Here is a 15,230-nt window from a genome sequence, read left to right as displayed (position 1 = left end):
TTCCCGGTCTCAGAAATTTGTAACCTTAAATTCTATAAAAATATTTTCCAATTGCGGCTATAAAAAATGGAACAGCCCTGCATCAAGGATGCAGGGCTGTTTTCTCACTTCTCAAATATGGCATTTGATAACAGGCGGAACAGGTAATCCGTATGATCACGGAATCCGGGTTCAAGGCCGATTAATGTAACATCCCGGCCTTTTTCCTGGACAATGACTGGCTGGCCCTTGGCCGCTTGATTGTTTGCCCAGTGCCCTGCCATAAAGAAATCGCTGGAATCTCCATAAGAGGCAGAAATTTTGTCGTTTTCAACTCCAGGGCCGGAGTACCATGCAGGGCGGTACACAAATCCTAAGTCTTCTTTTTTGTAGCCGGCAGTAATGCTGTCTCCGGCATTTTTCACCTTCACGATTCCATTCGAGTTGGAGCCGCCGGTATTGATTACATCATCCGTAAGTCCGAGGTTCTTGGACGCCCTAGAAGCTCCGGAACCAACTGCGATATATTTGCCTCCATGATCCAGGAAGGAAGATAAATTCTTCTTGAATGAATCGAGGGCTCCTGCAGTCTGGAATCCAAATTCCTTATTGGCCTCGGATAAAGTGGTAGAAATCAGATTTTCCGTACCGCTGTAGACGAAAACGTCGAATCCGTTAAGGCTGGAGGAAGCCGCCTGCTGCGGTGTAACTTCTGTCACCTGGAACCCGAGCCTCTCGAGCGCGAGCTTTGTCCCTGAATGGGATTGCTGCTTGTTCATGCCGCCATCCTTTAAGATCGCCACCTTCATATGAGAAACCGGCGATACAGCGTCTGGGATGGTGGAGGTATCGATGTTCAGCCCTGATGCTTTAACAAGCGGTGAAATGACCTTTGAATCGGCTTCCGTATAGTAATCGCCATTTTCATCCCGAACGACTGACACTCCCTGCTGCAGGAGGGCATTCACAAGATGAACGGCTTTAACAGAACTGTTAGGAATCATATAGGGGCCTTTTCCTGTTAGAGAACCTTTAAATTCAGCCTGCTTGACCCCTGAAGCTGGCACATTGACAGGAGAATGAACCGGGTTGGCTTCAAAGCCCCATAATTCAGGCAGGCTCCAGGCTGAGATATCATACATGGCCGGCGTTTCATCCGTAATGTCCTCTCCGTCCCAGAGCATCGTATTGGCAAGGCCCGCTTTTGCCTGGTCCATCTTTACAAGATACGTTCCTTTAGGATAGGAAGCACCTTCTGCTTCAAAGTCTTTATTGGCGCGGACTACCTCGATGTCATTGTTGATCAGGTGATTCACTGCCTTTTCTGTGACAGTTGGGTCCTTTGGATTTACCGGAAGGATATAAGCATCCGGGAAGAAGCCTTCCTTATGGAAAGGATGGTCGAAGTTGATTCCCCGCTTGAACATTTCAATTTGATCCGTGATCATGCCCTGTTTATTTTTGGTCGCATACTTAAGTGCTCCCATGATGGCGTCATACTGCCAGCGCACGCCGTCCAGATCATTGGTCGGCGCTTCAAGGGTATGGCCGTATGCGCCGTGGTACATGGCATACATCGGGGTGAATATCGGCGGATAATCATCCCAGCCTGCTGTATCATTGCGCTGCGGGATATAAGAGCCTTCCATGCTTTGGTAGAGGCTTCCCGTGTACTTGTCCTTATTGCCCATAATCTCTGCTTCCATGGCTTTCGCCTGAGGCAGGGCCCATTTATTATACAAATCATATTCATAGTTCGGGTTATGGGGCGGGGTGCACGGCTCAATCAACCCTTGCAGCTTTGGTGCGTAATTTTTCACATAGCCATGTGTATCAAGGAATACCATGGGATTCCATTCCTTGATCAGTTCGACTGTTTCCCTTGTTTCTGGCTGGGATTGAGTGATGAAATCCCGGTTCAAGTCAATTCCTTCCCCGTTAAAGCGGGTCGCATCAATCCGTCCGTCCGGGTTTTGAACGACGTTGAATATCAGGATATTATGGTTCAGGATGTTCTTGGTTTCGGCATCGCTTGCGGTTGCGAATCGCTCAATCAACTGCATGACGGCGTCTGTGCCCACAAATTCAGTTCCATGGATGGAGCCATTGATCATGATTGGCACTTTGAAGTCAGGATTCTCGGCAGCCCATTTCTGGGCTTTGTCGGAGTTCTTGAACATCTGCTTGCGGAGTGCTTTGTTTTTACCGAATTTCCCTTTAGTCTCGGGATCGGAAATCGTTACGGCATAAAGCGGCTGGCCCTTGGCCGATGTTCCGCGCACCTCCACTTTAATCCGGTTGGATTTCTTTTCAATTTCAGCAAGTTTGGCACGAACTTCTGAGAACTTCATAAAGTCATAGTGTTCACTATTGAACTTGCTTCCATCCTGTTCTTCGAATACATTGACATTCACCCAGTTTTTAGTCGCTGCATTACCAGGCGTAAGGGGTACTGCAGCCAGTATGCTCACTGCGAGTGCTCCAGATAATATCTTTTTCTTGCTCATATTCTGTCTCCTGTCTGTATAAGTATTAGTCTAGTTTTATATTAATTCATCATTTTCTTGGGAACAATAGATAAAAATGACTAGAATTTCCTGCTGGAGGTGACAAAAAATACAACCAATTCAGGAGTTTAAACACGATGACAACTGACCATTATATACAACCGCACCAGAATGTGATAATGTCAATATATAATCCATAGTAATAAAGTAAGGTAAGTCGGTTATAGAAATGGAGGCATTCTATGGGTATTCCAAAACCATTGGTACAGCTCAATCAATCCTTTATTGTGGCCAGCGTTCTCGCTGCCCTTGTATTTCATCATTTAATATTACTAATTCCGTTTGCAATTGGCGTGTTCACGCTTATATTCAAAAAGAATCCCATTATCCTGGCAGGGAAGACACTGCTGAAAAAACCCCTGTCACAATATGTGATGGAGGATAAGGAACAGCAGCTCTTTAATCAGTGGATTGCAACGGTCTGTCTCGGGCTGTCCCTGCTATTCTTTCAATTTGGCTGGAACGTCCTCGGCTATAGCTTCAGTGTAATGGTCGTGCTTGCAGCGGGAATAGCTCTTCTTGGGTTCTGCATCGGCTGTTTCATCCGGTACCGGTTTATCATGTGGAAACATAAAAGAAGACAGGTGCACTGAGAACTGTCAAGATCAGAAACAGCCCCTGTTATGTTTGAAAAGGACATAGGAGGGGCTCTTTTCTTCCGAAAAAGGACTCGATTATGGAGCGGCTAGGTGTTAATTAAGCACTAATTCCTTTTGTATCAGCCCAAAATGGGTTATAATTATCAGATATTGGCAGATGTTTTAATGTTTGAATCATTTTGACAAAAATATGATAGAGTTATAATTAAAGCGGTTGCTGGAAGGCGCCTTTATGATTATTGGGCCGCCTATTCTTTTCGCAAATATATATGGGATAAGGAAGGATATAATGAGCAGCTTACAGAACAAGTCAGACATAATATTAATTGGTGCCGGTGTCATGAGTGCGACATTGGGAGCCATTTTGACAGAGCTCGCACCAGAATGGAAAATCAAGGTTTTTGAAAAACTATCAGACGCAGGCGAAGAAAGCTCCAATGAATGGAATAATGCAGGAACCGGGCATTCTGCACTGTGCGAACTTAACTATACGACCGTAAAACCCGATGGATCCATAGATATCAGCAAGGCTGTAAGCATCAATGAGCAATTCCAGCTTTCCAGGCAGTTCTGGTCTTATCTTGTGGAGAAAAAACTGATCCGCAATCCCAAGGAATTCATCATGCCGATCCCGCATATGAGTATGGTGCAGGGAGAAGATAATGTAACCTTTTTGAAAAAGAGATTTAAAGCGCTCTCACACAATCCTTTATTTCAGGGAATGGAATATACCGAGGATCCGGCAAAACTTGCGGAATGGTTCCCGCTCATCATGGAAGGACGCAAAGCTGGTGAGCCGTTGGCTGCTACAAAGATTGATTCAGGGACGGATGTTAACTTCGGTGCCCTTACACGGATGCTCTTTGAATATCTAAAGAAGCAGGGCGTGGAAATGAACTATAAGCACAGCGTAAAGGACATCAAACGGACAGCGGACGGCTCCTGGGAAGTAAAGGTCCGTGACATCGATGGAGGCAAAACCGAAATCCACAAAGCTAAATTTGTCTTTATCGGCGGGGGAGGCGGAAGCCTGCCGCTTCTGCAGAAGACGGGCATTCCAGAGTCCAGGCATATCGGAGGCTTCCCGGTAAGCGGGCTGTTTTTGGCATGCAATAATCCAAAAGTCGTTGAAAAGCATCACGCCAAGGTCTACGGCAAAGCGAAGCTCGGGGCTCCGCCGATGAGTGTGCCGCATCTTGATACAAGATATATTGGCGGCAAGAAAACCCTGCTGTTCGGCCCTTTTGCCGGTTTCTCGCCAAAGTTCCTGAAGACTGGCTCGAATCTCGATCTCATCGGTTCCGTCAAGCCAAACAATGTATTGACGATGCTTGCAGCAGGCGTGAAAGAGATGGCATTGACCAAGTATCTGATCGAGCAGGTAATGCTCTCAAACGAAAAACGAATGGAAGAATTGCGTGAATTCATCCCGAACGCAAAAACGGAGGATTGGTATGTAGTCACAGCCGGACAGCGTGTGCAGGTCATCAAGGATACCGCCGCCGGCAAAGGCACCCTCCAATTCGGCACAGAAGTCGTAAGTGCTTCTGACGGTTCAATCGCCGCTCTGCTCGGAGCGTCACCAGGCGCTTCCACAGCGGTACATGTCATGCTTGAAGTGCTCGAAAAATGCTTCCCATCACATATGAAGGATTGGGCACCGAAGATCAAAGAAATGGTGCCATCCTACGGAGTGTCACTGGCCAGTAGACCTGAAGTATTCCAGCAGATCTTTGCGTCCACTGCAAAAACGCTGGAACTGAATAAGAATGAGCCGGTTAAGGTAGGCGGGCAGAGCGTATCGTAAATAGAAATTGAAAGCAAAAAAGGACTTTTCTGTCATAACGGGGAAGTCCTTTTGTTTTGGCTCTTTTCGCCTTATAAGAGATGATAAAATATCTTTCAGGAGGCGGTTTCTCAATGATTAAAGACATCTATGCCACGTTTTCGGTTTCATCTAAAGACGAGCAAATTCAACTATTCAATCTTTTAAAAGAAGACTTTATCGATAATGAAGATTGATATGAAAGATGCAACAATTAGAGAAACCCGTTTTAAAGAGGGATTAGGTTGCATTCATTGTAGAAGTGTGAAGGTAAAGCGAAATGGCAAGTACAGAGAGAGGGAAAAATATCTTTGTCGTGACTGCAGAAAATCATTTAACGACCTTTCAAATTCTCCGATTGAGGGAACACGTTATCTTGGAAAGTGGGCGAAGTATTTTCATATGATGGTGGAAGGCTATACGTTGCCCAAGATTGCTAAACGCTTAAAAATCCACATCTTTACTGCATTTTATTGGAGACATAAAATTCTTTTTGCTCTACGATCAATGGGATATCAAATGTTGAAAGGGATTATCGAAAGTGACGAGACCTTCTTTAAAGAGTCTTTAAAAGGACGGAAAACTCTGGATAGAAAACCAAAGAAACGCGGCGGCAGATAAATTTAGAGGGATTAGCCATCTTAAAATTGCTGTCGTTGTTGCCCAGGACCGAAATGGTCAAGTCATTGCTCAAAAGGCTGGAAATGGTCGTGTAAAAGCAGAAGAAATTGACGCAGTTATCGGAAGCTATATTGACCTGTTTTCTTTGATGTGCACAGATACAGCCACGAACTACAAAAAATTCGCCCAAATCAAGTCACTCAAACACGAGTCAATAAGCAAAACGTCATTAACTATCATAAACGTCTAAATGGCTGGATGGATAGGTTCCAAGGAATGTACAAAGTATTTGGATAATTATCTTTACTGGTTCAGCTTCCTTCAGCAAAGTAAGAAGTTAGCTGAAAAGGAGCAGATAAACCAAATGCTCCTTTATGCTTGCCAAATAGCGTTACCGTCCATTTCTTACGTGAGGTATAAAAAAACAGCCATCCTATGTTGGAACGACTGTATTTCTTTTTCCGTTAAAGCCCCTTTAACGGAATAGACGTTAACAATTATTATATTTATAAATTGCTGATTAACTCAAATTTTTCAGGATTTAAAGCGTAAAGTTCTATGAATCCACAGTTAGAACAAACATAACAAGGAGAGACCTCACTCATAGTATTCGAGTTTGCCTTCTCAGTTGATTTATAAACCCGAATAGGGTAGCTGTCCAACTTGGCTTCAACCATTGCCGATTCACATTTACTACAAATTTTTCTCATAATACTCAACCTCCTATTATATACTCACTTATTCCATTTAACTGCCCGTTAGCTTAATAAGCCTCTCTATATAAAATACCATAAAAAGAAAATTATTCCTTGTTATAATTAAAAACAACAATCTCTACGAAAAGAGCCTTTGTTTTCTAACGCTAAGAATATAAAAGCAGTCAACAAAAAAGGAGAAACAGATCAGATGATCTGTTTCTCCTTTTTAATAATGCGGCTGAGAGGACTTGAACCTCCACGATATTGCTATCACTAGAACCTGAATCTAGCGCGTCTGCCGATTCCGCCACAACCGCGTGTTGAAGTACTGCAATAAAAAATATAACATACTTTTGTGCTTCAGACAAGCATATTTTCTTAATTTTTTTCCGGACTAATCGGTCACAAATCAATTTCCTTATTCGTCTTATGAGCAGCTAGAAAAAAAGGAGACGATAAAAAATGGAGAAAGTGATGACCATCGTGGTCATAGGCGGCGGGTATGCCGGAATCAACCATATCCAGGCACTTAAGAAAGAGTTTCGGGATGAGTTAACCAGAAGGATTCGGATTATCCTGGTTGATAAAAATGCGTTCCATCTTAAAAAGGTGACATTATTTAAGGGAATCGTTGGGGAGGATGTGTCACATCTAAAGGTTCCTTTGAAACAGTACTGCGGCCCTGATGTAGAATTTATTCCGGGAGAATTATCATCAGTTCTTCCTAAAGAACAAATCGTTCATATTACGGGGGAAGATGGGACAGCAAAGCCTCTGCATTTTGACCGATTGGTTCTTGCCCTGGGCAGTGTAGTGCAAGAAGTGAATGAAGAGTGTGGAGGAATAACGCTCAGTAATCTGCATAATGCGCAGCTGATCAGGGAGGAGTTATTGGAATTGACAGCTTCGCCAAAGGGCACGCTGCGGGTTGCCATTATTGGTGGTGGAATTACAGGAATTGAAACGGCAGGCGAGGTGTGTTCGTGGCTGAAAAATGATATTGAAGAAGAAGGAATGGGTGGGAAGAGCATTGAAATAGTACTTATTAACAACAAACAGAGAGTATTAGAGGAAGTTCCTGAGAAAATTAGTGTGCGTCTTGAACAGAGGCTGAGGAGACAGGGAGTGATCGTTCTCCATAATAAAAGGGCAGAACGGTTTTCAAATGGAAAGATTACCTTCACAGACAAAACAGAGTTGGAGGCGGATGCCTGCGTATGGACAGTCGGTGTAACGCCACATCCCAGTCTCCAATCTTTAGGTCTCACTGTGACAGAACAAGGAAAAGTCATGGTGGATCCATTCTACCGTACCAAAGAAAGTGATTCTATTTATGCCATTGGGGACTGTATCCATGTGGTGGATCCCGTAAGTGGAAAAGCAGCAGCCATGAGCTGCAAGGAAGCCATTTCCCATGGGAAGCGGCTTGCTAAAATCATAAAGGCCGGGATACAGGGCACAAAAGCAGTCTCCCATCGTACTTTCCCTGATTTTCTTTGTATTGGCCTCGGGCCGAACGATGCGTTTGTATGGGCGAATAAATGGGGTGCAGATTTCGTACTTACAGGTAAATTGGCATTGAAAATAAGGGAGTATACATGGAATGCTGCGAGTATAATTCACTGAAGGAAGGAGGCGGGGCCATGGAACTGCAGAACCTTTATTCACAATTCCAGCCGCTTTTGTTTTCAATCGCTTACCGGATGCTCGGCAAAGTCTCGGATGCAGAAGATATCGTTCATGATGTATATGTGCAGGCAGGAGAAAAAAACATTGGAAATGTGGAAAATGTGAAGGCGTATCTTTGTAAAATGGTTACAAACAAATGTATAGATCATTTAAAATCAGCTGCACATAAACGGGAGGTATATCCTGGCCCCTGGCTTCCGGAACCATTGATCCAGGATGATAACAACCCCATTGTGCAGGTGATGAAAGGGGAAGCTATATCATTTGCCATCCTGATGCTTCTGGAAAACCTGAAACCAGTCGAGAGGGCCGTTTTCATCCTCAGGGAAGTACTCCAGTACGATTATCCGGAGATTTCTCAAATGTTAAACCGGAGCGAAGTGAATTGCAGAAAAATATTCAGCCGGGTAAAGGAAAAATTCCCAATGATTCAAGAAGATATGAAAGCACCGAATGATCCCGAAACAGATAAAATTATTCAGAACTTCGTATGGGCATTGAATGAGGGGGACATGAAGAAGATTGAAGAATTAGTATGTCAGGATATTATCCTGTATGCCGATGGCGGCGGAAAAGTATTTGCTGCCTTAAAGCCAGTGAGCAAAAGGGCAATGGTTGTCCGGTTCATTAAAAACCTGCTGTCACAAAACGATAAGCAGCAGGTTATTGTTCAGGTTGTAAAGGTAAATGGGCAGACCGGATTATTGGTTAAGGGTGATGACGATGTCAAAACAGTCATCTGTTTTCATGTGAAAAACGAACAAATTTCTAAGATTTATATAGTGAGGAATCCGGATAAATTACAGCATGTGAAGCTATATGATTAATGAAAGTGACTTATGGATGGGGGAACTCATGAGTGAGAACGTATATGGTGAAAAAGGTGCCTATCCCGGAAAAATCGATAGCCAGCAGATACTTGCCCCAGGTACACTTTTACGATGCCTATCGGGTTTTACTGCCTGATAAAGGGGATGCTGACGTTAAGCATATAGCCATCGAGTTTTTATCGGCTGCTCCTTCCTGGGTAGATACCCTAATGAATGTGCGGAATCAAATCGTAAGCTTAATAGGGTTAAAGACTTCCAGCCGGAATAAAGAAAATTTAATAATTGAAGAGGGAGGCAAGATAGGGATATTCCGAGTGTTGCAGTGCAGTCCAAATGAGATTGTACTGGGCGAGGATGACCGGCATTTGGATTTTCGTGTGTCTATTTTTGTGGAGAAAGTGAATGATTCGAACTACCTAACCGTTTCGACTCTTGTTTATTATAATAATTGGGTTGGGAAATCGTACTTTTTCATCGTAAAAAGATTTCATAAACTGATCGTGCCTGCGATGCTGAAGAACATGAAATATATCTGGTAAGCTCTTGCTATACGCGTATAAAAAACCCGCTGATACTTTTAACAGCGGGTTAAGGAACAGAAGTTTTAGATTATATCAAGCTGAGAAAGACTTTCTTGATTGAGCTGGATTTAATGCGCCGGAGGAACAGGAGGTAAGCTAAAATAAAAGTGGAATTCAATATTCCAAGACAAAATAAGAAATAACCTACGGGTGTTCCTCGGAAGATTGCTTGAGAATTTTTATCAACGGAGGGGAGTTCTTATGCTTCTGATCATTTTCGGGCCCCATTTACACAACTACTTTGGTTGGGAGAGATTATGCACGTTAAAAAATGTGATATCATTCAAAAGTTTCTCGTCTTATTATCTTCTGAAAACAATAATGTTCAAGTACATACTTTAACCTTGTCTTCGGGCAAGGTCTTTTTTTGAAAAAACCTGGGAAAACACTTTAAGCTCTTTTAAAAAAAATATTGCATTTATATTTTTAAACAGATGGATGTCGGGCGTTTTCAAGGTAGTTTGATATAATTCCTCATTGAGGCGGCAGTGAATGTATAAGTGATGTAAAATGAAACGCAGCTGGGTAGACAATTTTTTCTTTACAGAAAACATTTTCTGATTGGCTAGAGAAGGTAACGTCCTTTTCAGGATCTGAAACCCGGGCATTATGTTTCGTCTTTTCAATTAACTAATCAGGTTAGAAAAAATGGCGCATAATTTAAAAGGTCAATTATTCAGATAATGTATCGGTCAAAAAGAATAATAAAGACTCAGCTTTTGTTATACTGATTCTATCTTTTATTAAACATGAAATAGGTGACTAGATGAACCCAGCAGGAATTACAATCAGTGATTTGCTACGCCTTCCTGTATTGAAGGATGCAAAGGTCATTAGCGGAGAAAAGGGATTAGATCGTATTGTTCGGTATATAGATATTATGGAAGTACCAGATGTGAAGGGCTGGCTGAGGGAAGGAGAGTTGTTATTAACAACGGCCTATGCCATTCGTGATGATCCTGCATTGCTTCCAAAACTGGTACAGCTATTGGCTAATACCGGCGCCGCAGCCTTAGCGATCAAACCTGAAAAATACATACAGGATATGCCCGTTGAAATGATACAGATCAGCAATGACTTTAATTTGCCTATTATCCAGCTTCCCAGCGGCGCTGCATACATAGATATCATTCAAGCGGTCATGGAACAAATTATCGATAAGCAGGCTTCCCTGTTGAGAAGATCCGAGGAAATTTATAAAAAATTAACGACATTGGTACTGGAGAACAGCGGGATTCAAGCAGTCTCAGATAATATAGGCTTATTGTTGGAATCAAAGATTTGGCTCCTCGACCAAACCGGTGAAACCATTGTTTCCTTCCCTCAGGGCGATGCTTATATCCCATCACCCGATATTCGTTTTTGGGATATTACCGTGGATAAACAAACGGTAGGGAAACTCATAATTGAAAAAGAATTATTAGATGAGATGGATATGGTTTGTGTCGAACAGGCACGACTTGTGTTTTCTTTAGAATTAATGAGAAGAAAAACGGCCTTGGATACGGAAAGAAATTTAAGAGGTGACTTTATTGAGGAGCTTTTGACCGGCTTGCCTCTTTCCCAGCAGGAGGTTGTCAATAAAGGCAGACAATTAGGCCTGACTCCTGAAAGTGCATGGGAAATTGTGATCATTGAGGGCGAAGATATCATGGATGAGGATTTTCCCATGCGCCGCCAATTAGGGGGGATATTGAAGCAAGAGTTTCAGCAGCATGCCAATAATTCGCATATCCATAAACAAGGAAGCCGATTAGTACTTATGCTCTCATCACCTTACCAGCTGCATTTGCCTCGAGCGAATAGGAAAACATGGAATGAAATCCTGACCCCATTGTTTAGACAGTTCAAAGGACTGCGAGTTGGCTTTGGAGATAAATATCTGTTATGGGAAGTTCAGCGAAGCTATTTAGAAGCCAAGAAAGCAATCATGATTGGTTCTAGCCTGGATAAGACCCAGCAAGTATTCATGTTTGAAGAAATAGAGCTGTTTAATTTATTGTTGGAAGCTTCGGAGAGCGTCAATATGGACAAGGCAATAGAAAGGAAAATTGGGAAGCTGTGGCAATATGATAGAGATAATGAGACAGATTTTGTAAAAACGTTATTTTATTATCTATCATCGGACGGGAGTTTAGTTGAAACAGCCAAACATCTGTTCATACACCGTAATTCGGTCAAGTATCGAATGGATAGGATCGAGGAGATTGCAGACATAAAAATCGATAGCTTCCGTCAAAAGTTTGTCTATTTCTTATGCATTTTTTATCATTTGTTTAAAACAACCACCTAAAACAGAGCCTGTTGTGCTGGATGCACAACAGGCTCTGTTTTTTTTTGGTTGCAGGGGACATTGTTGATCGCCTATTAAATATTTAGAATAATAAACAACATTCAAAACTTTCTTTCAATTCGGAAATTAGAATGCTGACAGTTTAAGGAAGGGGCGTTCCGTATGATTGGCGTAATTCGCGTATTTACAACAGACGATCAAGAAGTACTTCAACAGCATGGAAAAGTGATCACAAATTGTTATGACCTGCCAACAGTAAACAGATGCATACCAGATCAGCCATTAGGCATTTTTAATGATGAGACTGAGGAGAAAGCTGTGCCAAAAATCGTTGAGCTAGGAAAAACATTGGAAAAAGAAGGCTCAAAAGTTTTGGTGATCAGCTGTGCTGCAGATCCAGCCATTGAGGAGCTTCGAAAGGAAGTATCCATTCCTGTCATCGGGGCGGGAAGTGCTGCTGCACTTACAGCTTTGGCTTTAGGACAGCCAGTAGGTGTACTTGGCATCACAGACACACCTCCAGCAGTCATCAGAAATCTGCTTGGAGACTTGCTTGTTGGCTATGCAAGCCCAGAGGGAGTGGGCAATACGACAGATTTAATGACACCTTCTGGCCGTGAAAATGGACTCAAGGCTGTTCAATCCCTTTTGGACCAGGGGGCAAAAGTCATTGTCTTTGCCTGCACGGGTTTCTCAACAATTGGTCTTGCGGATGTCCTGCGCCAAGAAGTAGATGTTCCGATCATTGACGCTGTAGAGGCAGAAGGGTTATTTGCATCACTGCTGCTCCGTCAGTCACTTCAAACCATTTAATAGCTGGCCGGCTTCCCTTCAGAACGGTGAGCCTGCCTTAAGCTTATGTTTTGAAAGAAGGTTTTCCTTTGGCAAGGTCTTATACAATTCTTTTGTTTTGCGTCCTGATATGGGCCGGTAATTATCTGGCCCGGCAGTTTTTGCTTTCTGAGTTTCCGCCATTATTTCTCTCAGCCTTCAGTCTGACCGTTATATCCGTTTTCTTTTTCATTATGGCTTTCGTCACTAAATCATTTGTTCGACTGCAGCGGAAGGAAATCGTTATTCTGTGTTTGGCCGGTTTGATTGGTCTGGTGGCAAACCAAATCTTTCTCTTTAGCGGCTTGAAATATTCTACAGCCACTAATGCTTCCTTGATTTTCAGCCTTGCTCCCCTTATTACAGCGCTGCTGGCTGGCGCCTTACTAAAAGAGAAAATTACAGGAAGAATGATTATCGGAAGCTTAATCGCCATGGCAGGCATTTATCTTGTTTTATCAGTTAAAGGAAAAATCATTTTTAACTTTGGCGATTTACTGCTGCTGGGGGGGACGGCAACATTTGCCTGCAACCTGATTTTTGTACGAATGCTGGCCAAGCGTTTGCCTGCAATGATCATTACCACTTATAGCTTTTTCATCGGTGCTCTCATGTTTGCTCCGTTTGTGATTGGCATGGATATCGAATGGTCACATTCGGTGCAATTCTGGGTATTTGCTTTATTGTCTGTCATCATCGGTCAAGGAGTGACCACAATGATGTGGAATCATGCAATGAGCACGGTTGGTGCTGCCAAATCGGCAATTGTTCTGAATTTTCAGCCGCTGATGACCATGCTGCTCGACTATTGGATCTATCACAACATCGTAACGGTTGTGCAAATGATTGGTGCCGCACTTGTCTTCGCTGGTGTTCTGTTAAGCACCATCCAAATAGGGTTTTACAAGAAAAAACAAACGGGATCCATGCTGACAGCCGATGAACAAGCAGCGAAGAGATAAACGGACTTGTTATTATGTACCAAATGGATATAAAAGTTATTCAAAGAGGGCAAGCATCCTTAGGATGACTATAGCTTTATAGGAGCTATTTGATTTAGGGGAAAAACAATTGGGGGGTATTTAAATGAATCACGATCAAAAAGAAAAAGGTCATCCGCGTATTTTTGAGCCGGTTGCTTTTATTTTGACGTCCGTAACAGCCGTGTTTGGTGCGATTATAGGAATGCAAATAATCACGACCCTAGGTGTCACACCGAACACCTCGATCATCGGTGCTCTTATTGCCATGCTAATTGCCAGAATCCCGATTACGATTTTTAAAAAGTATAAATCGATCCACCGGCAGAATCTGGTGCAAACCTCGATATCCTCAGCAACATTCGGCGCAGCAAACAGCTTATTAATTCCAATTGGTATCCCTTTTCTAATGGGGACTCCGGAACTGATTATTCCAATGCTGATCGGTGCTGCTTTAGCCATGTTTGTAGATGCAGCCGTCCTTTACAAATTATTTGATTCTAAGCTTTTTCCGGCTGCCGGGACATGGGCGCCTGGAGCCGCAACGGCTGAAGCCATTCTTGCAGGGGACAAAGGTGGAAAGCGGGCAGGACTTCTCGGTATTGGTACAGGAATCGGTATTTTGGGTGCATTCCTTCATATTCCGATGTCTGCATTTGGGGTAGCATTCATTGGGAATATATGGGCCCTTTCCATGTTTGGTATTGGACTTTTATTCCGTCAATACTCCATTCCATTCTTTGGCGTAGATGTCAATGCTCTTTACATTCCACATGGCATCATGATTGGTGCGGGAATTGTCGCTTTAGTACAGGTTTCCATCCTGATTTTTGGCAAAGAAAAACGTTCAGCAGCGCCTGATACCAAGGAAGTCGCAGCGACGCTTGAAGCTGCGGCAGATGCTGAATTAACATTCACACGACCAATCAAAGAGGCAAAAAGAGCGTTATTACTAGGTTTCGCCGCTTATCTCGTCGTAGCGATTGTTATTGCTCTGACAGGAGGTATTATAACCGATATGTCTCCTGGAATGCTGATTGGATTCTTATTCTTCGCTGCGTTCGCTGCGTTTGTCCATGAATTAATCGTAGGGATCGCTGCGATGCATTCCGGCTGGTTTCCAGCATTCGCGGTTGCTTTTATTACCCTTCTGATTGGGATGATGATTGGTTTTCCTCCACTGGCACTTGCTTTACTTGCTGGATTTAGCGCAGCAACCGGTCCGGCATTCGCGGACATGGGTTATGACTTCAAAGCGGGTCATATTTTGAGAGGAAACGGGAAAGACAGAGATTATGAGAAGGAAGGCAGAAAACAGCAGTATATTACTGCCATGATTGCATTTGGTATTGCCCTTCTGACTGTTCTTGTGACTTTTAAAGGTTATTTCGCTCAAAACCTGGTACCGCCAATTGATGCAGTGTATGTTTCTACTATTAAGGCTGGAGCATCATCAGAAGTTGCCAGACAATTATTGCTATGGGCCATCCCAGGAGCGATTCTCCAATTGATTGGCGGTCCAAGCCGTCAGCTAGGTGTACTGTTTGCAACAGGTCTCCTTATTTTAACTCCTTATGCCGGCTTTGCTGTGTTAACAGGGATCTTGATCCGTTTGATCTGGAAGAAAGCAAAAGGGAAAGAAGCTGATACACCAATGAGTATTCTTGCAGCAGGATTTATTGCTGGTGATGCATTATTCAGTTTCTTTAATTCAGTATTTAAGATTGGGAAATGAGG

The 15,230-nt window shown here is 43.1% G+C and carries 10 protein-coding genes, 1 tRNA gene and 1 pseudogene; 10 read left to right on the top strand and 2 right to left on the bottom strand.

Features of this window, described 5'->3' with window-relative positions:
• Positions 1-104 precede the first annotated feature (104 nt).
• Positions 105-2,486 (bottom strand): M14 family zinc carboxypeptidase, encoded by a 2,382-nt coding sequence (locus V1498_RS11950; RefSeq protein WP_409293899.1) that lies wholly within the window; start codon positions 2,484-2,486, stop codon positions 105-107.
• Between the two features lie 242 nt (positions 2,487-2,728).
• Here V1498_RS11950 and V1498_RS11945 point away from each other — a divergent pair, with 242 nt between their 5' ends.
• From V1498_RS11945 to V1498_RS11935, 3 genes and pseudogenes are all read left to right on the top strand, one after another.
• Positions 2,729-3,139: a DUF4395 domain-containing protein gene (locus tag V1498_RS11945; protein WP_409293897.1), complete on the top strand. Its 411-nt coding sequence runs from the start codon at positions 2,729-2,731 to the stop codon at positions 3,137-3,139.
• Between the two features lie 295 nt (positions 3,140-3,434).
• On the top strand, positions 3,435-4,952 hold the full coding sequence (locus tag V1498_RS11940) for a malate:quinone oxidoreductase (protein ID WP_409293896.1): 1,518 nt from the start codon (positions 3,435-3,437) through the stop codon (positions 4,950-4,952).
• Between the two features lie 113 nt (positions 4,953-5,065).
• Positions 5,066-6,011: pseudogene (locus V1498_RS11935) on the top strand (IS1595 family transposase).
• A 511-nt stretch (positions 6,012-6,522) separates the two neighbouring features.
• Here the strand turns inward: V1498_RS11935 and V1498_RS11930 are convergent.
• Positions 6,523-6,606, bottom strand: a tRNA-Leu gene (locus V1498_RS11930).
• A gap of 145 nt (positions 6,607-6,751) precedes the next feature.
• On the opposite strand from V1498_RS11930, the gene V1498_RS11925 reads away from it, so the two are divergent.
• The 7 genes from V1498_RS11925 (at position 6,752) to V1498_RS11895 (ending at position 15,228) form a co-directional block, all read left to right on the top strand.
• Positions 6,752-7,915: an NAD(P)/FAD-dependent oxidoreductase gene (locus tag V1498_RS11925; RefSeq protein WP_409293894.1), complete on the top strand. Its 1,164-nt coding sequence runs from the start codon at positions 6,752-6,754 to the stop codon at positions 7,913-7,915.
• A gap of 17 nt (positions 7,916-7,932) precedes the next feature.
• Positions 7,933-8,805 (top strand): RNA polymerase sigma-70 factor, encoded by an 873-nt coding sequence (locus V1498_RS11920; RefSeq protein ID WP_409293893.1) that lies wholly within the window; start codon positions 7,933-7,935, stop codon positions 8,803-8,805.
• A gap of 32 nt (positions 8,806-8,837) precedes the next feature.
• Positions 8,838-9,347, top strand: a complete 510-nt coding sequence (locus tag V1498_RS11915; RefSeq protein WP_409293892.1) for a DUF2867 domain-containing protein — start codon at positions 8,838-8,840, stop codon at positions 9,345-9,347.
• Positions 9,348-10,155: 808 nt separating this feature from the next.
• Positions 10,156-11,682: a PucR family transcriptional regulator gene (locus V1498_RS11910; RefSeq protein WP_409293890.1), complete on the top strand. Its 1,527-nt coding sequence runs from the start codon at positions 10,156-10,158 to the stop codon at positions 11,680-11,682.
• Positions 11,683-11,844: 162 nt separating this feature from the next.
• Positions 11,845-12,495, top strand: coding sequence for an aspartate/glutamate racemase family protein (locus V1498_RS11905; protein ID WP_409293888.1), 651 nt, complete (start codon positions 11,845-11,847; stop codon positions 12,493-12,495).
• Positions 12,496-12,563: 68 nt separating this feature from the next.
• Complete coding sequence (locus tag V1498_RS11900) at positions 12,564-13,475, top strand: DMT family transporter (protein ID WP_409293887.1); 912 nt, start codon at positions 12,564-12,566, stop codon at positions 13,473-13,475.
• Between the two features lie 124 nt (positions 13,476-13,599).
• Positions 13,600-15,228: an OPT/YSL family transporter gene (locus V1498_RS11895; protein ID WP_409293886.1), complete on the top strand. Its 1,629-nt coding sequence runs from the start codon at positions 13,600-13,602 to the stop codon at positions 15,226-15,228.
• Positions 15,229-15,230: the final 2 nt, after the last annotated feature.

This window comes from Paraperibacillus marinus, assembly GCF_046237605.1.
GTDB lineage: Bacteria > Bacillota > Bacilli > Bacillales > DSM-1321 > Paraperibacillus > Paraperibacillus marinus.
This window is presented reverse-complemented; position numbering and strand designations above follow the sequence as displayed.

Excerpts from the sequence above, each read along its gene's own strand:
- V1498_RS11945 (WP_409293897.1), top strand. The coding sequence starts at position 2,729 with ATGGGTATTCCAAAACCATTGGTACAGCTCAATCAATCCTTTATTGTG.
- V1498_RS11905 (WP_409293888.1), top strand. The coding sequence starts at position 11,845 with ATGATTGGCGTAATTCGCGTATTTACAACAGACGATCAAGAAGTACTT.
- V1498_RS11920 (WP_409293893.1), top strand. The coding sequence starts at position 7,933 with ATGGAACTGCAGAACCTTTATTCACAATTCCAGCCGCTTTTGTTTTCA.
- V1498_RS11910 (WP_409293890.1), top strand. The coding sequence starts at position 10,156 with ATGAACCCAGCAGGAATTACAATCAGTGATTTGCTACGCCTTCCTGTA.
- V1498_RS11925 (WP_409293894.1), top strand. The coding sequence starts at position 6,752 with ATGGAGAAAGTGATGACCATCGTGGTCATAGGCGGCGGGTATGCCGGA.
- V1498_RS11895 (WP_409293886.1), top strand. The coding sequence starts at position 13,600 with ATGAATCACGATCAAAAAGAAAAAGGTCATCCGCGTATTTTTGAGCCG.
- V1498_RS11940 (WP_409293896.1), top strand. The coding sequence starts at position 3,435 with ATGAGCAGCTTACAGAACAAGTCAGACATAATATTAATTGGTGCCGGT.
- V1498_RS11950 (WP_409293899.1), bottom strand. The coding sequence starts at position 2,486 with ATGAGCAAGAAAAAGATATTATCTGGAGCACTCGCAGTGAGCATACTG.